This window comes from Priestia sp. 53B2 (assembly GCF_056099005.1).
In genome coordinates, this window is record NZ_JBLZXA010000020.1 from 983695 (window position 1) to 1000783 (window position 17089).

At 34.2% G+C, this 17089-nt stretch carries 19 protein-coding genes and 2 pseudogenes; 14 read left to right on the forward strand and 7 right to left on the reverse strand.

Features of this window, described 5'->3' with window-relative positions:
- Positions 1-128 precede the first annotated feature (128 nt).
- Positions 129-1040: a C40 family peptidase gene (locus ACN6NE_RS19125; protein WP_129707512.1), complete on the forward strand. Its 912-nt coding sequence runs from the start codon at positions 129-131 to the stop codon at positions 1038-1040.
- 229 nt (positions 1041-1269) lie between these two features.
- Here the strand turns inward: ACN6NE_RS19125 and ACN6NE_RS19130 are convergent, their stop codons facing one another.
- Together ACN6NE_RS19130 and ACN6NE_RS19135 are read right to left on the reverse strand one after the other, a co-directional pair.
- Positions 1270-2460, reverse strand: a complete 1191-nt coding sequence (locus tag ACN6NE_RS19130) for an FtsW/RodA/SpoVE family cell cycle protein (RefSeq protein WP_129707514.1) — start codon at positions 2458-2460, stop codon at positions 1270-1272.
- Positions 2461-2602: 142 nt separating this feature from the next.
- Positions 2603-3772 carry an FtsW/RodA/SpoVE family cell cycle protein gene (locus ACN6NE_RS19135; protein WP_129707516.1) on the reverse strand — a complete coding sequence of 390 codons (1170 nt, stop codon included), beginning with the start codon at positions 3770-3772 and terminating at the stop codon, positions 2603-2605.
- An 844-nt stretch (positions 3773-4616) separates the two neighbouring features.
- Between ACN6NE_RS19135 and ACN6NE_RS19140 the strand changes: the two genes are divergently transcribed.
- Positions 4617-5213, forward strand: coding sequence for a YdcF family protein (locus ACN6NE_RS19140; RefSeq protein ID WP_129707518.1), 597 nt, complete (start codon positions 4617-4619; stop codon positions 5211-5213).
- A 112-nt stretch (positions 5214-5325) separates the two neighbouring features.
- On the opposite strand, the gene ACN6NE_RS19145 is transcribed toward ACN6NE_RS19140, so the two are convergent.
- Together ACN6NE_RS19145 and ACN6NE_RS19150 are read right to left on the reverse strand one after the other, a co-directional pair.
- Positions 5326-5940 carry a DUF998 domain-containing protein gene (locus tag ACN6NE_RS19145; protein WP_129707520.1) on the reverse strand — a complete coding sequence of 205 codons (615 nt, stop codon included), beginning with the start codon at positions 5938-5940 and terminating at the stop codon, positions 5326-5328.
- Positions 5941-6206: 266 nt separating this feature from the next.
- Positions 6207-6641 carry a diguanylate cyclase gene (locus ACN6NE_RS19150; RefSeq protein WP_474326567.1) on the reverse strand — a complete coding sequence of 145 codons (435 nt, stop codon included), beginning with the start codon at positions 6639-6641 and terminating at the stop codon, positions 6207-6209.
- A gap of 96 nt (positions 6642-6737) precedes the next feature.
- Between ACN6NE_RS19150 and ACN6NE_RS19155 the strand changes: the two genes are divergently transcribed.
- A complete protein-coding gene (locus ACN6NE_RS19155) occupies positions 6738-7241 on the forward strand; it encodes a DinB family protein (RefSeq protein ID WP_474326570.1) in 504 nt (167 codons plus the stop codon).
- Positions 7242-7440: 199 nt separating this feature from the next.
- Here the strand turns inward: ACN6NE_RS19155 and ACN6NE_RS19160 are convergent.
- Positions 7441-7545: pseudogene (locus ACN6NE_RS19160) on the reverse strand (GNAT family acetyltransferase); the annotation flags it as partial.
- A gap of 131 nt (positions 7546-7676) precedes the next feature.
- Here ACN6NE_RS19160 and ACN6NE_RS19165 point away from each other — a divergent pair.
- From ACN6NE_RS19165 to ACN6NE_RS19200, 8 genes are all read left to right on the forward strand, one after another.
- Positions 7677-7982, forward strand: a complete 306-nt coding sequence (locus tag ACN6NE_RS19165; RefSeq protein ID WP_129707526.1) for a hypothetical protein — start codon at positions 7677-7679, stop codon at positions 7980-7982.
- A 211-nt stretch (positions 7983-8193) separates the two neighbouring features.
- Positions 8194-8424, forward strand: a complete 231-nt coding sequence (locus ACN6NE_RS19170) for a DUF3923 family protein (protein ID WP_129707528.1) — start codon at positions 8194-8196, stop codon at positions 8422-8424.
- A gap of 306 nt (positions 8425-8730) precedes the next feature.
- Positions 8731-9099: a hypothetical protein gene (locus ACN6NE_RS19175; RefSeq protein WP_240702631.1), complete on the forward strand. Its 369-nt coding sequence runs from the start codon at positions 8731-8733 to the stop codon at positions 9097-9099.
- 391 nt (positions 9100-9490) lie between these two features.
- On the forward strand, positions 9491-10414 hold the full coding sequence (locus ACN6NE_RS19180; RefSeq protein WP_474326671.1) for a LysR family transcriptional regulator: 924 nt from the start codon (positions 9491-9493) through the stop codon (positions 10412-10414).
- Positions 10415-10579: 165 nt separating this feature from the next.
- On the forward strand, positions 10580-11269 hold the full coding sequence (locus ACN6NE_RS19185) for an alpha/beta fold hydrolase (RefSeq protein WP_474326573.1): 690 nt from the start codon (positions 10580-10582) through the stop codon (positions 11267-11269).
- A gap of 249 nt (positions 11270-11518) precedes the next feature.
- Complete coding sequence (locus ACN6NE_RS19190; RefSeq protein WP_129707536.1) at positions 11519-11749, forward strand: hypothetical protein; 231 nt, start codon at positions 11519-11521, stop codon at positions 11747-11749.
- Between the two features lie 531 nt (positions 11750-12280).
- Positions 12281-12694, forward strand: coding sequence for a YjdF family protein (locus ACN6NE_RS19195; RefSeq protein ID WP_129707538.1), 414 nt, complete (start codon positions 12281-12283; stop codon positions 12692-12694).
- Between the two features lie 126 nt (positions 12695-12820).
- Positions 12821-13042, forward strand: a complete 222-nt coding sequence (locus ACN6NE_RS19200; protein ID WP_474326576.1) for a hypothetical protein — start codon at positions 12821-12823, stop codon at positions 13040-13042.
- Here the strand turns inward: ACN6NE_RS19200 and ACN6NE_RS19205 are convergent.
- Complete coding sequence (locus ACN6NE_RS19205) at positions 13026-13625, reverse strand: DUF4825 domain-containing protein (protein WP_240702632.1); 600 nt, start codon at positions 13623-13625, stop codon at positions 13026-13028. The genes ACN6NE_RS19200 and ACN6NE_RS19205 overlap by 17 nt on opposite strands.
- 205 nt (positions 13626-13830) lie before the next feature.
- A pseudogene (mle, locus tag ACN6NE_RS19210) lies at positions 13831-14586 on the reverse strand (alpha/beta fold macrolide esterase); the annotation flags it as partial.
- Positions 14587-14816: 230 nt separating this feature from the next.
- On the opposite strand from mle, the gene ACN6NE_RS19215 reads away from it, so the two are divergent.
- From ACN6NE_RS19215 to ACN6NE_RS19225, 3 genes are all read left to right on the forward strand, one after another.
- Entirely contained in the window at positions 14817-15593 is a 777-nt protein-coding gene (locus ACN6NE_RS19215; protein ID WP_474326579.1) for an SDR family oxidoreductase, read from the forward strand.
- Positions 15594-15775: 182 nt separating this feature from the next.
- The gene (locus ACN6NE_RS19220; protein WP_129707544.1) at positions 15776-16237 is read left to right on the forward strand and encodes a GNAT family N-acetyltransferase; all 462 of its coding nucleotides are present in this window, start codon (positions 15776-15778) and stop codon (positions 16235-16237) included.
- Between the two features lie 342 nt (positions 16238-16579).
- On the forward strand, positions 16580-17041 hold the full coding sequence (locus ACN6NE_RS19225) for a hypothetical protein (protein ID WP_474326582.1): 462 nt from the start codon (positions 16580-16582) through the stop codon (positions 17039-17041).
- The last annotated feature ends 48 nt before the right edge of the window (positions 17042-17089 follow it).

Sequence of the window (17089 nt, forward strand, 5' to 3'; positions counted from 1 at the left end):
CCTAATAAATCAAGTGATTTTTGAAAATGTCACAAAAAATTCATAAATAGGTTGTTTCTTTTCTCTTTCTCCCTGCTAAAATTTTATAGTCAAGAACAAGAAAAATATAACATCGGGGGATATACTTAGTGAAAAAGATAATTTCTTCATTAGCTCTATGCTCGTCATTAATTGTTTTACCAACAATAAGCCATGCAGCTTTAGGAGACAAGCTATTAAAAGAAGGTATGACAGATCCAGACGTAAAAGAATTACAGGATGTTTTAAGACAGAAGGGGATATTTTCAGCTACTTCGACTGGCTATTTTGGTTCAATTACAAAAGATTCAGTTCTAAGCTTTCAGCGTTCTCATAGTTTAACCGCTGATGGAATTGTAGGACCCAATACATATAAAGCGTTAATAGCTAATTCAACAAGTACGGTTACAAGCAGTACACTTCTAAAATATGGAATAACTAGTAATGAAGTTGAAAAAGTACAGCAGCTGTTAAAGGAAAAAGGTTACTTTAACGCCACACCAACAGGGTATTTTGGCACAATTACTCAAACTGCCGTTATGAATTTTCAGCGGGATCATGGGTTAGCTGTGGATGGAATAGTAGGTCCGGCTACTTTAAATGCCTTAAATAACGCATCTACTAGCACCACTGGTTCTTCAACTGTTAATAGTTCAACGCAAGCGAAAGCTAGTGATATTGTTGCTTATTCTAAAAAATTCATAGGGGTGCCATATGTTTGGGGAGGCACGTCTCCAAACGGTTTTGATTGCAGTGGTTTCATTTATTATGTATTTAAAAATGGAGGTGGAGTAACTGTACCGCGAACAGTAGCTACCTTGTATCAGTCAGGAAAAAGTACATCTACCCCGAATATTGGAGATATCGTATTCTTCGATACTACTGGAGGTCCTTCACATGCTGGAATTTATATTGGAAACGGACAGTTTATTCATGCTGGAAGTTCAACGGGTGTAACTATTGCATCGTTAAGCAATTCTTACTGGGCACCTCGTTATTTAGGAAGTAAGTCTATCCTCTAATAGATTACTAGTAAAAAACACAGCAATTGAAACTAAACGGCAGCTTTATTATTTGTGTAAATAAAGTAAAAAGTCCTGATATATAGTCAGGACTTTTTATTATAGCAGCGGACAATGATCTTAATATAAAGGGTGAGCTTGCTTGAAAGAATTGGAGATATGTGTCTTCTGTAGAAGTTTGTTAATAACAATCACAATAGCTAACATACACCATTTAGCCATTCAAACGTTAAACATTCCTTATATAAGCTTGTTCCATTGACTGGCTTTTATATGTTTGAGTGTATGTGTTAAACATCGAAACATTGGTAAGTATTCCTGCAGCAAGCATTAACAATGTAAGCGAAGAACCTCCAAAGCTTATAAAAGGGAGGGTGACCCCGGTAATTGGAAGAAGACCCGTGACAGCTCCAAGGTTTACAAATACTTGAACAGCAATCATAACGGAAATACCAATAGCTAACAGTGCTCCAAAAGGATCACGACACTTAATAGCTGTTTTTAATCCTTTAAAAATAATAAAAAACAGTAGCCCTAATACAAGAAGTACACCCCAAAATCCCAGCTCTTCTGCAATAATGGCCATAATAAAATCCGTATGTGATTCAGGCAAGTAGCCCGTTTTTTGAATGCCTTGGCCCAGCCCCATACCTAATATTCCTCCATTTCCTATAGCCACATAGGAATTAACAAGTTGATATCCATCGCCTTGTTGATTTTCAAAAGGATGTAAGAAGCCAGTAAAACGAGCTAAACGCCCCGGAGAAAATAAAAGATCCATGTTTCCGGTTACTAATAAAACGGCTAACATAACAAGTATTCCAATTACGCCTAATAAACTAATTTTTAAAATAGATTTCTTTGAAATCCCTGAACATAACACAATAGCTACGACTGTTCCTAAAATAAGCAAGGCTCCGCCATAGTCAGGCTGCAAGATAATTAAAAAACAAATAAAAAGCACAACCAGCATGGGTGGAAGAATCGACCTTTTTAAAGCATTGATATATTCTTGTTTGTTTGCAAAAACAGCGGCTAAATAGATAATGAGCGTTAATTTTGTTATTTCTAACGGCTGAATAGCAATAGGCCCAATTTTAAACCAGCTTTGTGCATTACCTGCTGTGTGTCCAAAAGCTAAAACTAAAATAAGGAGTGCAACAGCGACACCTAATAAAACTTTTAATACTGCTTTTTCCCGATAAATTTTATACGGTACGATAGCTGCTAACGTGAAAAGGATAAAGCCTGCTATAAGAGCAAGCTTTTGTTTTTTATAAAAATAATCCCCAGATACACCATAACGACTAATTGCTGTTACCATGCTGGCACTATAAACCATAATTAAACCGATTAGGCTTAAAACAACTAACGCAGCAATAAATTTGTAATCGTAACACTTTAGAATTTTTTTGAACATAAAAAACTCCTCCTAAAAAAGCCACCTAATAACGGCTATATACAAGAGAGAAAATAAAAAAATACACATATATTTCAATACTTTCATACGAATCTTTAGGTCTGAATTTATCTCTTTAGCTATTTTTTTACTAGTCATTGTATTACCTCACATCCTGATCAAACATATAAGCCTTTGATCGAAAGCTTATATTTAATACTAGTCCCATCAAAAACATCGTACTCATTAACGCACTTCCTCCGTAGCTTATAAACGGCAGTGGTATTCCCGTTATCGGAAGAAGTCCTATACACATGCCTACATTTTCTAAGACATGAAAGAAAACAATTGAAATAACGCCAGTACAAATGTATGTAGAGAATTGATCTTTCGTATGAAATGCGACGGCAATAATTTGGTAAATAAGCACCATAAATAAGAAAAGGATAAGGCTAGTTCCTACGAAGCCATAACTTTCTCCAATTGCACTAAAAATAAAGTCTGAATGTTTTTCAGGAACATATACTGAAAACTTTGATGTATCTCTTCCTGAAATGGATCCTGCACCTATTGCTTTTAACACTTGCATATAGTTGTAAGACAAGCTACCTGCATAAGACTCCGGATCAAACCACGCATAGATACGGTCAAACTGATAGGATTGAACGTGCAAATATTTTTCTAATATTTTTGGGTGGTTCAAAACCATATATAAAATACCTGAAGCGATTCCTATAATAGAAGTAAAGGTAGGAAGAATGAGCTTAAAACTTACCCCTGAAACGAATATCATGACAAAGAATAAAAAGATCATCACAAGCGCCGTTCCTAAATCGGGCTGCTGCATAATAAGAAGAATAGGGACAGCTAACGTAGCTCCTAGCTTTCCAACGAGTAAAACATCGCTTCTTATATCTCTTACACGAAATTTTTCGTTGTGATTTCGTATCACTTTACTAAATGCTAAGATTAAAGAGATTTTTGTGAATTCCGACGGTTGTATCGATCCAATACCAGGAAGGACGAACCAGCTTTTTGCACCATTTTTGACAGGAGCAATACTTTGAGGAGAAACGATGAGTAAAATAAGGATGAAAATATTTAGCCCATAAAAGAACCATGTGAATTGGTCCCATTGTTCCTCATCGGGCCTCATGGTGAGGAAGATAATCCCAATACCTACTGCGTACCACTCGACTTGTTTAATTACAAAGTTTGTAGAATACTGTCCTGTTTTTTGCGCGTTATAAATAGCTATACAGCTAATGATAAAAAACAGCAACAGTGTAAAAGCAAGACCATAATTAAAGCTTTCTGACTTCTTGCGTTCCATCTTTAAAACACCTTTTCTTTATTAAATTTCTATTCCAATCACTGAACATAAGTTTCTCTAATATATGTAGAATTAAAAAAACATCAATAAAATAGATTCCTTCTCATGATTTATCCCAAACCTCCAATCTGTTTTACCTGTATTTTTTATATAAAAGGTCTACCAAGGGATAGCCTGTATAATTAAAAGTGTTTAATAGTCCTAATTTAATGAACAAGCTATTTTTTGACTTCAGCTTATTTTTTTTATTGAATACTATAAATTTGCCTGAAGGAAACTTTTTAGGCATAAGAAACCCTTTGAAAATAAAATTTTAACTTAGAAGAGACTTAAATGCCTATACGCGCTAGCAAATTATATAGTTGAATTCTAATTTATTTTTCCTTCGGGAAACAGTTTAACATTAAGGGAAAAAATTTGTCTAATAAAAAACTTAGAATCTTACTAAAGATTATAGTGCACTGGCTGAATCAATATAGAAAGCTATGATGTAGTTAATTCTCTTTTAACTTAAAAAGCTGACCATAATGGTCAGCTTTTTAAGTTAATAAATAAATTATTAGTTTGCTTCTTGTGTCATCGTGATTTTATCATAGAAAAATGAAAAATAAGTGAAAAGATAAATATTAATACAAATAAGTAAAAATATTAAATTCATAGAAATTTAAGGTGATTCATGAAAATATTTAGAAAGAATGTTTGTTAAAGTTTTATCTTCTAACTTTTATATAAAAGCTGTGATCACTTGCAGCGCGCAAAATTTTTTTGAAGATTACCTTTTTATTTTTATGAATATTGAGCTTTATGATACGATATGAAGTGAACTTTTTAAATGAGGGTCTATATGCAAAAAATTAAAGGTAGAAGAGTAAAGATCAGTATATTCATGCTGGGATTAGGGACGATTTTTTTCCTGTTTGCCGGGAAAGAGCTTGTGGTAAACGAAAAGCCTGTAAAATCTGACGTGATTATTGTGTTAAGTGGTGATAATGATCGACTAGAGAAAGGAATTGAATTGTATAAAAAAGGATATGCGTCTCATTTGATCCTTTCGAATGGTCAAGAGAATAATTTTTATCATCTAGCCAAAGACTCTGGAATACCAGAAGATTCAATTATATTAGAAAATCACGCTACAAGTACTATGGAAAATGCTAAATTTACAAAAGAGCTAATGATGAACTATCACTTTCAATCCGCTATCGTTGTTTCTTCAAACTATCATATGAAAAGGGTAGAAAAAAACTTTAATAAAGAATTTAGGGATACCCAAATACAATTAACCTATTGTTCTAGTGGAAGTCGTTATTATAATCCACAGAGATGGTGGGAAACTGCTTTAAATAGAAAAGTAACCTACACAGAATACGTCAAGCTTATTGGCAATTATTTTGGTTTTAGCGGAAAAAAATCTAAAGAATTATTAAGAGAATTTATTTAACAAAATCGTATAAAAAGTCCATAGGGGGTGCCTCTATGGACTTTTTGCTATTTAAAATTCCGACTTGTTTAACATAATCTTGTAAGCTCATATGAAACACAGTGACAATGGATTACTTGTTTAAGATAAAGGAAAGCACGGTGCCCCATATAAAGATTACTAAATAGAATAACCTTTGCAGCAGACCGGTAGGCATAGGAACAAAAAATACAAGCATAATGAGTATAAGGATGACTAGTAAGGAGACTAAGCAACCATAGGTCCAATACTTGCCGCTGGTTAAGAACGACGCATATATCCAAAGACCAGCTAAAACAGTAATCATACCAAGCTGAGCAAATATTGAATGCCAAAATAAATGTATATCAGCTGGTATAAAGCCTGAAACAATATTACCTAAAGCTAATATAAGAATAAAAACTGTTGCTAGTTGGGTTTTTTTTGTTTTCTTCAAATGTTGTGAAATGTACATAATGCCAGCTGAAAGTGTTAATCCGTTTATAATAAACAATACGTTCATCCAGAAATGGTGAGGAGAGCAAATTTCATGAGGTGCAATTGAATAGGTGTAGTTTCCACAAGACGTTACGCCCAGATCACTCATTGCGTGATATAAAAAACTGTATGGAGCAGTTGGAGTCAAAATAAAGAAAGGTTCAACTAAAAAATACAAGCAAGTAGCAACCCAGCTTAAAATGCCAACCTTTTTTGATATATACAGAATCATCACCTCTTAAAAAGCGCTATACACAAATTATATATCCAAATAATGTTAAATATAATGGTCTTGGAGACTGTTTTTAAGTAGGGCAAAATTGTTTAAACTTAGAGATGCTTACAGCAGGGTTCTACAAGAATAGAAGGACCTCTTTACTAATTCTTTGTAGCAGTAAAAAGGTCCGAAAGCATCTTAATTAGAAATGAATAACTGCTGATTATGCAGCCTTTTTATAAAATATACGTAAAGTTAATGTATTCTAAACGTAGTGACATTCAAGACGTTTTCTCTAGAATTTTATAATCTGATGTTTTTTGAATATCTATATCATATTCACTTGCAAATGTTTCTAGCTCCTTAAAAACGTTTGGTGGATTAAATAATGCTATTCGCATATTCCACCCCTTTTCTACTTGTACTACTGCTAATTTTGTTTTCCAACTCAACCGTTTAAATAAAATTCTTTTAATGTCCAGTGGTTTAACTGTTTTTGCATATACTTTAAACCATAATATATATGTTCTATAGGTTAAAGTATCTTTGTCTATCTGAAATTCATATCTCAGGAACATGGAAAGAAACGAACAAAGGATAGCAAAAAGAAGTAAAAAGTCAAGTGCTTTATATTGAACTGCTTGAATAATTAATAAAGCATTTAAAAGTAATAAAGAAAAAATAATAGTTTTTTGAGCAGTAGCTTTAAATAACATAGAATCTCCTTTCTTTAGTAAATAAGCCAACTGGTTTTTTCTATGATATTATTTAAGTGTTAATTTAGATTAGATTTATATTGGGAGGTCTTTTACATGTATAACACCCTTTCAGATTTTATCAAAGAATGGAACAGCGAAGCCATGCTAACTCAAAAAGTTTTAGATAGCTTGACAGATGATTCGTTGAAACAACAAGTGTATCCTGAAGGGCGTACGTTAGGGAGAATTGCTTGGCATTTTACAACAAATATTCCAGATTACCTAACTGAATTCGGATTAAGTATAGACAGAATTGAAAGTACAGCAAGCGTTCCATCTTCAGCACAGGAAATCGCTATAACCTTTAAAAATGTAAGTTCTCATGCTGCTAAAATTATCGAACAGCAATGGACAGACGAATCTTTAGGGCATACACAAGAAGCGTTTGGAAGACAGCAATCAAATGCTGCAATTTTAATGGGACTAATCAAGCATATTGTTCATCACCGAGGTCAAATTACAGTTCTGATGCGTCAAGCAGGACTAAAACCTGCTGGAGTTTATGGGCCTCCAAAAGAAGATTGGGTTCATTTAGGTGTAGAAAATCCACCGCTTTAATAATATCAGGTAAATAAAAAAGAGGCTGTCCACAGAAAACACTATAAAATTATTTTCTAGGCAGCCTTTACGTAAAACCTAATTAATCAGTTAGTATTTACTTTGAAAAAGCTTTTGAGTAATGCACAACACCTTGCATATTTTTTAATAATCCCTCTGTTAACTCTAAGGCCATAAAGAATTCTTCAGGCACGTCAAAATGTTCTTTCTTATCGCTGTATTCTTCATTTAAAAAAGCGCTTTTCACAACTTCTTCAGTTTTATTATATTCTTCAGTGAGTTCTTGTTTAATTAAGATATCCATAATTAGTATGTATATATTTTATAGTGTTATATTTTATGAGTTCACCTTTAACACATAATATTTGCAAATTATTTATGGTAAAATATACTATATATGTAAAATTAGAGTATGTAAAGAAGGGGTAATATCTGATGTTGAACGTATTATTTATATGTTTGGTAAGCTGCTTCATTATTTATATTGGGAAACGCGTATGGAAAAAAGGTAATACTAATTTCATTGCTGGGTATGGAAAGGTATTTACACCTAAGGATGAAAAACAGCTTGCTAAAGGAATTGGTCTTATTATTATGTTATTTGGCTTTGAATCTATGATATTTCCTATTCTCTCTTTGTTTTTTGAAGGGATTGGCTTTTATTATGGATTGCTGGTTGTATTAAACTTCTTCGCTATATTTGGACTTATGATAAAGGATCAGGTGCAGGGAAAATCCTAAGGGGGATAAAAAGATCAATAAAAATATTCGGCTTATGATTCGTTTAATCAGCACTATTATCCTGTGTTTCTATGGAGTAAGAGGTTTATTCGTATATAAAACAATACCGTTTTCTTCTTACCTCTTTGCGGTAGGTGGAGCTATTTCTACCATTGCTCTTATCTGGGAATTAAAAAAGAAAGATGCAGTTTAAATTGAAAGGAGTAATGATGTGAAAAGGCGATGGATTTCCTGGTGGATAGCTAATATAATTTGGATCATACTTTTCGCTGTAGGCACAGTTGCTGTCTGGACAAGAGAAGTTGATGGGGCGGCTGTTACCCAAACACCGGAGCTAAAATTATTGGCATTTATAGTGTTGCTGATTGCATTTATTTTCCCTTTGATTATTCAAGTTATATGGCTAATTGTTAATTTTAAAGCTAGTAAGCATGTACTATAGAAAATAGCAATGATGTTATGGAATAGAGGGGTGATATGTATGCAAAGCAAAAAGTGCTCTAAATGTGATTCAACTCTAATCAAAGCTTGTATTCAATCATCACCTGGTACAGTAGGTGTAAATAAAACACCGAGCAGCGTATTAAATAACAATCACAATTACAGTGAGTTAATACCTTATGTTTGTTCAAGCTGCGGTTATGTGGATTTTTATGTGGAGGAACCCAGAAAGTTTGCTTAATAGAATTTTAGGATTGTTCGTTTTCGAATACATTACACTAAGTCACTGAACTTGGTATATCGCCTAATGTCAATTACGATGGAAAATACGTCTAATAATATTATGGCTCTCTCTGATTCTGCTAAAACAAACATTCGCATAGAACCAGATAAGGAGTTAGTATCAGCTGTAAAGGAAGCAATTGGTTCAAATATTTATAATATGGATAACAATAAGTTAGGTATTGGTATGAGTATAGGAGAAATTCCATCTAAAGGAACAAGTAAATTTACTCTTAGTTATACCTTAGGAGCAAAACAAAAAAATAATGAATTATCTCTTTTGCCAACTGAAGAAAAACTAAAAAAGCTACAAGCTAATGCGTTAAAGGGTACACTCATTATCTCCCAAGATGACAAGGATATTGCAAAGTTTAGGTTAGATTCAAGCCAATAAACATGATTATAAGTTTAAATAGATTAATAGCTCGCTAATTCTGTATATCGTCAGCGTTAGCGAGCTATTGTTTTTATATTTATACGCTTGTATGTGGATTTACTTTTCCCAAAAATAAAATTGATTAGCCTTACTTATTTGGTTACGATAAGTGCTCGAATCATTTCATTCCAGTAGTATTTGAAGTTTTTTTCACTGGTATCTTTTTGCGTTAGAGTGATGGATTCCTTTGTATTTTCTTTTTTTATAGTCATTATGATTTCCCCTTATCTCTTTATATTTAGTATGTTGTGGTTTGATTTAACATATTTTATAATGAAATTAATAATCGTAACAGATGAACATTGCGATTGAATCAATCGAAATATCCGATTATAAAGAGGTGAGGGAAATCGAAATAAAACAATTGATTACATTTAAAACAGCTGCAGAAAACTTAAATTTCACCTATACGGCTAAAATTTTAAATTTTGCTCAATCAAGCGTTACCGCTCAAATAAAAGCTCTTGAAAATGAACTTGAAACGCCGTTGTTTGAACGTTTAGGGAAGCGCTTAGTCCTAACAGAGGCAGGTCGAGAATTTAAAAGGTACGCCGATAAAATGATTCAATTGACTAAAGAAGCAAAAAACGCTGTAAGTGGAGTGGAGGAGCCCGCGGGTACGCTTATCATTGGATCTTCTGAAAGCCAGTGCACGTATAGATTGCCTCCAATATTAAAAGAGTTCAAGGATCAATTTCCAAAGGTTAAAATGATCTTTAAGCCCATTTACTCTCAAGAACAAACAAGAGCGCAGCTACTAGATGGAACTCTTGATATTGCCTTTACAATGGAGCCTATTCAGCATCACGATGCAAATCTACATACGCAATGTCTTGTTGCGGAAAACCTAAAAATTATAGTTTCTCCTCAGCATCCTTTAGCTGATAAAGCGGAAATCTACTTAGAAGACCTTGAGAATGAGACTCTTTTGTATACTGAGTCGGGGTGTTCATATCGGGTAGTATTGGAAAACTTGTTTCGTGAGGCGGGTATTTGTACATCAACTAAATTTGAATTTGTAAGCGTAGAAGCTATTAAGCAATGCGTGATGTTAGATTTAGGTATTGCCATATTGCCCGAAGTAGTAGTAAAAGCAGAGGTTGAGAAAGGCATATTAAAAGAATTAGTGTGCACTAAAGTTGATACGCCTCTTTACACACAAATGTTTTGGCATAAAGATAAATTCATGTCTCTTCCTTTGCAATCTTTTATTCAATTAGCTTGTAATACCTTTGGGTTAAATTATAAGGGGATTGAAAGTAAGAATCTCTAGGTGCATTACACTGACTAAAGACTTATAAAAGGTATATAAAATAATCTCACATTATTTTTAATAAGATAAGGGGTGAAGGGAATTTTCATTACTTCACTAATATATAGATGAACCTTAATAATCTAGATTTTAATTGGTGAAATCTGAGTTAGGAGTTGATCTAATTTGAAAATGGTAGTAAATCAAATTGAACTAAATGATTTAACATTTCAATATCGAGAGGCGGGCGAAGCTTCGGCACCCGTCATTATTGCACTTCACGCTTTGGGAATGAGTGCAGAGTCTTGGGACGAAGTAGCAGATGTATTAGGAAAGGAATATCGGTTTTTAGCTTTAGATCAGCGAGGACACGGTGGAAGTGAGAGAACTGGCATGTATACGTTTGAACTGATGTGTGATGACTTACTTCAATTTGTAAATGCGATGAATTTGGAGCGCTTTACGTTAATTGGTCATTCTATGGGTGGTACGGTGTCCTATCTTTTTTCTGAAACATTCCCAGAAAGGGTGGAGCGGCTGATTGTTGAAGATACTCCTCCACCTTTTACAGGAGAGCAGTTCGAAATTCCTTCCAAACCTCCTGGTTCTTTACCGTTTGACTGGGAGGTTGTACCTTCGATTCTTCAACAACTGAACAACCCGAATCCTAAATGGTGGGCAAGTCTTACAGATATAATCGCGCCTACTCTTATCATAGGAGGAGGAGCCAGTCATATTCCTCAAGATAAATTGCAGGAAGTTTCTAATCGCATTCCAAATTGCAAATTGGTAACGATAGAAGGGGCTGGGCATGAAGTGCATGCAGGAAACTTATCCGCTTTTTTAACTGCTGTGAAAAGCTTCCTTGCTTCGTGACTTTCTGGATCTTTTATTTAATTTGAAAGTTTGGTTAAGTAAATAACATGGTAAAAGTTATTAAACTTTTATAGAAAGGGAGACTATAAGTTAGTCTCTCTTTTAATCCATGAATATGTTAATATATAGATTATATGTAATAAAATTCATAATAAAATAATTTTTATGGAAGATAAATAAACGCCTTTTAATAGTTATAGGGAATGCTATAACTCATTAAATGAGCATGTTTGAAAGGAGGAGAGTGTCTTGTTGAAATTTATAGAAAAAGGTTTTTTCTATGGCCTTATTTTAGGAGTATCATTAAGTTTCTTTGTGATTCCATATAAAGAAGTTGAATCAGTCGGTGATGGTGTAACAGAAACAACCTATTTAAACCTTATTGATTTTATTATTCACCTAATTCGTTTTAGTGTAGTTATAGCTATACTGGGAGCGGGAATTGGATTCTTTCTTTATAGAAAAAAGAGTTTGGAGTGATTCACCCAAGCTTTTTTCTACTGGTGATTAAGTACATTATGGTAGCTGCTAGTTAAATGGTGCCATATAAACATATATCTAGTTTGCGGAGGACCAAATTGAAAAACGTTTTAGTCAATATTCACTGTGGTTATCGTTGCTTGGGATGGTTGTTGGTGTTGGACAATACCTTACACCCATACATAGCCCCAACATTTTGTATGTATGTATTACTGTTTATTTGATAGGATTCTCATATGGAATAATAGCTTTTGGAAAACAAGAAAAAGGGTTGATGAAATATTTTAGTTTAATCTCTTTTGCAGTAATCCCAATATTTATTATGGCGAGCTTTTTATTTTTTGTAATGAATTTTGGTGAAAAATAAAAGAAGGTAGTTATAATAAATATTTTCATGTTAAAATTTGTATGTGAGATGTAAAAACACAATTCGGTTGGTAGTCCGGATGCATTGATATGTATTAATGTCAGTAACCTTCCCCTCCTCGGGATGTCCATCATTTCATAGTATGTTTAGAGGAGGGAATCGTTATGTCACTAACGATTTACCATGATGGTCAGTTTTGGGTAGGAATTATTGAAGTTGTAGAAGACGGTAAATTAAGAGCATTTCGTTATGTATTTGGAGCAGAACCTAAAGATACAGAGATATTAGACTTTATTTATTACAGACTTCTAGATATTATCAATCAATCGGTTCATTCAGGTCTTGATGTAAAAATAAAATCTAATAAAAAGTTAAATCCAAAACGCTTACAACGCCAAGTAGCAAAAGAAATAAATAAAATTGGTATTTCGACTAAAGCTCAAGAAGCCATGAAGCAGGAGTACGAAGAAAAGAAAAAAAGTAGAAAAAAGAAAGCTAAACAATACCATGAAGAACTAAAGGAACAAAAGTATTTGATGAAGAAACTAAAGGCGAAAGCTAGGCACAAAGGCAAATAGAGAGGCTGGGACAAAATTATTTTAGATGAAGTAAAAACCGAACTATTGATCAAGGTGTTTGATTCATGGTTTGGTTTTTTTTGTTAGAGTAAACGTAAGTTTCATGTGTGTAGGTCTTTCTAGCAGTTGATTGGAGGGCAAGGCGAAGACTCCTGCGGGAAAAGCGGAACAGGTGAGACCCCGCAGGAGCGTATGCGACGAGGAGGCTCAGCGGCCGCCCGCGGAAAGCGAAGTCTTGCACGGAAATCAACTGCGGTGTCACAAGCGGTTCAGCTCATGTATACTAATTGTTTGTCTTTAGATTGGATTCATTTCGTTATGTCTCAACCTCTTATTCTTTTACTATAGGAACACTCTTAAAAAAATGTGTTCGAGTATCCGAAGACTTAACTGCTTTATTGATCTTTTCTTTATTATCATCTATAAATTGTTGCGTTTTTTCTTTATCAAATAATTCATTGCTACTTGGTAAAGTTTGGACGTTTGTGGAAATAAACTGTTCCATTTCTTCTCTAGACGCTGAAAATTTTTGATTGTCTACTCTAAAGCTGTAACCTTCAGCATTAGGGACTAATATTGTTAAATAAATAGCATTGTAAAGAAAATTTTCCTCTAATGTATTCTTACCGTCAAACCAATACTTCAACATTTCATCTTCTGATAAAGAGCCCTCTTTAGTACCATACATTATTTTGGGTGTTTTATTATGTAAATCAATTTCTTTAAACGTTTCTCCTCCAGGCAATGCTCTTACGATAGCTACTACGTTAGAATTATCTCCAACATAAGTTCCACTGTGGTCTTTAAGCTCTTTTACATCAACAGTGTTAATGCTTGTGACTTCTTCTTTTGAAGAACAGCCGGTTATACCTACAAGGATTAATAAGATTAAACAAAAAAGCACCTTAAAATATTTTATAAAAAACTCCATTTTATTACTTAAATACCCTTATGTGGATATTATACGGAATATCAGTGTATCGTAAATGTGATGTTTTGAAAAGGTGTAGGTACTTTTGTACAAAACACCCTTTGTTATAGGAGACGTTTTGTCTACTGTAAGTAGAAGGAAGGAACTTTGAAACATGAAAAGACCCCAAAGCTTTCTTGAAAAAGAGCTTTGAAGTCTTCATGTCTCATGTTTTGCTAATCCCTACAATTGATTCGATAATTTGTGCCCAGTCCTCACTATGGACTTCATGTCCTGTACCATCAAGAGCTATTAATTTAGCATGGGAAATAGCTTTTGCAAGAGCAATTCCATGTTCGTATGGGAGTGCTGGATCTTCTGTTCCATGAATAATCAGCGTAGGTATAGTAATTTCACTCGATCTGTCATAATATTGGCCTCCTCCTTGAAGCAAAGCATGGTTAAATCTACTCGGCAGCTGGTTGGCGCGGGCAGCTTCTCTTTCCGCTAGCTTATACATTCTTTCCTCTTCATAAGGTTTTGTCCCACTTAAAATTTTCCATCCACCTGCAAGGTAGGAAACGGTCGCCTCTTGATTTGACCAGTCTATGGAAGTGCTCTTCGTGTGGTAATCAAGTATACGCTGATCCATTGGGGGCAATTTTTCCGCCTCCGTTCCAAATACGCTTGATGCAATTAAAGTAAGGGAGTCTATGCGATCCGGATATCTAAGTGCAAGGATTTGTCCTATCATCCCGCCCAAAGACATTCCAACAATATGAGCTTTGTCTATAGAGTAAGCATCTAAAACACCAATTGCATCGTCAGCCATATCCGTTATTGTATAGTTAGACGTACCGGGTGGATAAGTGGTAGACCGCCCTAAATCACGATGGTCGTAACGAATAACAAATCTCTCCCGTTCAGCGAGGCGAAGACAGAAGTCTTCATCCCACCAATCTAACGAGGACATTGCTCCCATTGCTGTCTGTAACATGTTGATAAGGCAGGAAAGTTGAATGCATGTATGGAAAAATACTTTTGTGAGGTGAAATAAGAATGAATGATTAATATGGAGAAAATACCTTTTAAACTTTAATTACATTTTTTCATGCATTACAACTTGATAGATTAATATACATAGACAGGATTGCTGAATTCGTGTGCTATTGGTGAGCATATGAATTCAGCGTTCTCATGAGGAGATGCTTTATGAAGCGGTTAATAAATAAAATTGCGATTGTTACTGGTGCTAGTCGGGCAAAAGGTATTGGTACTGAAATATGCAGGGAATTAGCTAGAGAAGGCGCAGATGTTTTTTTCACTCATTGGTCAAAGTATGATCGTTCGATGACTTATTTTAATGAAGATGATTCTAATTGGTCGAAGCATCTTATGGAAGAGATTCGCAGTCTGGGGGTGCGATGTGAATCAATGGAATTAGATTTATCGCAACCCGATGCATCCAGGAAACTGCTTGATGCAGCTCAAAACCAACTGGGTTCTCCATCAATTCTTGTAAATAATGCAACACATTCTGTGGACGTAGATTTTCGTTCTATAGATGCTGATATTCTCGACGCTCATTATAATGTAAATGTTAGAGGAACATGTCTTTTAACTGTTGAGTTTGCGCGTCAAATTGAAGGCAAGCATGGCGGGCGAATTATTAATATGGTGTCAGGTCAAGATAAGTCACCTGAGCCTGGGAATTTGGCTTATGTTGCAACAAAAGGGGCTGTTTCTACATTTACTAAATCAGTTGCTATTGAATTAGCACCTCTTAAAATTACTGTTAATGCTGTAGATCCTGGGCCAACTAACACTGGCTGGATGAACAGTGAGTTAAAGGAAGAGTTACTGCCAAAGTTCCCAATGGGTCGACTTGGTGAGCCCCGGGATGCCGCGAAATTAGTTATCTTTTTGGCAAGTGAAGAATCGGAATGGATTACCGGACAAATTATTCACTCAGATGGAGGCTTTTGGTGATTTAACATAGTAGTAGTCTTCCACTTTTTTAGAGGATTTTTGTATGAAACAAGCAGTTAAAAGGATCTTCGAATGAAGCAGTAACAAAGGCGTTTTCGTCAAAGAATCTTTTTATTTGAAGAATGTCTATAAAACTTTTTATATAAATAAAAGGGCTCATTTTTGATAGGGGAACATTTATTATGCGAATTGTGAATATTAGAGAACATGTAGAGTACAAAGATAAAGCTATTGAATATATCCAGAGTAAGTGGGCGAGTAAAGATAGTTTGAAACTTTATGAAGACTGTATTACACATAGCTTAAAAACAAATAGTTGTCTTCCAGTCTGGTACCTGTTAGAAGATGAAGGAGGAATTATCGGCTGCGCAGGGCTTATCACCAACGATTTTATAAGTCGCATGGATTTATGGCCCTGGGTGTGTGCTCTTTATATTGAAGAAAGTTATCGAGGTAAATCCTTAGGTGAGCAACTTCTTTTAAAGCTGAAAGAAGATACAAAAAAAGCTGGATTTGATAATCTTTATTTATGCACCGACCATGTTGGGTATTACGAAAAGTATGATTTTTCATATATAGGAGATGGTTATCATCCTTGGGGCAGTAGTTCAAGAATCTATAAAGCTAATTTAATTAAATCATAATGGTAATTAATGATATGAACAAAAACCACTGTAAGAAAAGAAACGTTGATGATTAATTATTAAATTTTTTTTATGGGATATTTTTAGTTGTTTCAACTAGTGAATAGAGGGTATAGGTTGATTATACAAGCGTAGTACCCCCCAGGAACATGCATGTATATTTCTTTTTCTTACTTACCCTGTTGAATCCTCTTTTTGCAGAGGGTTCTTTTTTGTGTTTAAAAGATAAAATATTTAGAGGAAATTCTTATTTTGCGAAATCTTCTATCACAGATTACTTTGCAGAAAATCAATTAATAGGCAATATTTAATACATATTTCAAGACAATTAAACTAATTCCAATGGGGACTGACCGACTTAAAGCAAGAATAAGAAATGGTTTAAATTCTAGGAAAACGCCTATACAATCAGTTAGCGGAAATATTAATAAAATGGTTGGTGTTCCTAAAGTTCCAGAGAGGATAGATAGTAGAAACCTAATTAAAGACCTACACTTTTTTGCATCTTTTATAATGAATCCCATTATTATGGAAAGAGTATATATGAACAATGATCATTTAATAAAGATCATTAAATCTCATGGACGCCTTGTATATTTTTATATTATTTACCGCAATTTAAAAGAAAAAGGTGAGGCTGATATAATGGCTAAAATAGTTCCATCCTTATGTATTTTGCTGGGGGCTTATGTTCTTATTGTATTCCTCGACGTTTTTCAGGGAAACTATATGCTTCAATCTCTTTCTAATATAAAACAGTATTTTACAACTGCTCGGGGGGAGGATTATTTTCTCACCATTTGATTTATTTTGATGTTCCTATTTTTTAGCATCTTTCATCTTTTAAATAAA

Excerpts from the sequence above, each read along its gene's own strand:
- ACN6NE_RS19155 (WP_474326570.1), top strand. The coding sequence starts at position 6,738 with ATGTATAACACCCTTTCAGATTTTATCAAAGAATGGAACAGCGAAGCC.
- ACN6NE_RS19150 (WP_474326567.1), bottom strand. The coding sequence starts at position 6,641 with ATGTTATTTAAAGCTACTGCTCAAAAAACTATTATTTTTTCTTTATTA.
- ACN6NE_RS19205 (WP_240702632.1), bottom strand. The coding sequence starts at position 13,625 with ATGGAGTTTTTTATAAAATATTTTAAGGTGCTTTTTTGTTTAATCTTA.
- ACN6NE_RS19140 (WP_129707518.1), top strand. The coding sequence starts at position 4,617 with ATGCAAAAAATTAAAGGTAGAAGAGTAAAGATCAGTATATTCATGCTG.
- ACN6NE_RS19195 (WP_129707538.1), top strand. The coding sequence starts at position 12,281 with ATGTCACTAACGATTTACCATGATGGTCAGTTTTGGGTAGGAATTATT.
- ACN6NE_RS19175 (WP_240702631.1), top strand. The coding sequence starts at position 8,731 with ATGTCAATTACGATGGAAAATACGTCTAATAATATTATGGCTCTCTCT.
- ACN6NE_RS19130 (WP_129707514.1), bottom strand. The coding sequence starts at position 2,460 with ATGTTCAAAAAAATTCTAAAGTGTTACGATTACAAATTTATTGCTGCG.
- ACN6NE_RS19145 (WP_129707520.1), bottom strand. The coding sequence starts at position 5,940 with ATGATTCTGTATATATCAAAAAAGGTTGGCATTTTAAGCTGGGTTGCT.
- ACN6NE_RS19165 (WP_129707526.1), top strand. The coding sequence starts at position 7,677 with ATGTTGAACGTATTATTTATATGTTTGGTAAGCTGCTTCATTATTTAT.
- ACN6NE_RS19135 (WP_129707516.1), bottom strand. The coding sequence starts at position 3,772 with ATGGAACGCAAGAAGTCAGAAAGCTTTAATTATGGTCTTGCTTTTACA.
- ACN6NE_RS19225 (WP_474326582.1), top strand. The coding sequence starts at position 16,580 with ATGGGGACTGACCGACTTAAAGCAAGAATAAGAAATGGTTTAAATTCT.
- ACN6NE_RS19215 (WP_474326579.1), top strand. The coding sequence starts at position 14,817 with ATGAAGCGGTTAATAAATAAAATTGCGATTGTTACTGGTGCTAGTCGG.
- ACN6NE_RS19220 (WP_129707544.1), top strand. The coding sequence starts at position 15,776 with ATGCGAATTGTGAATATTAGAGAACATGTAGAGTACAAAGATAAAGCT.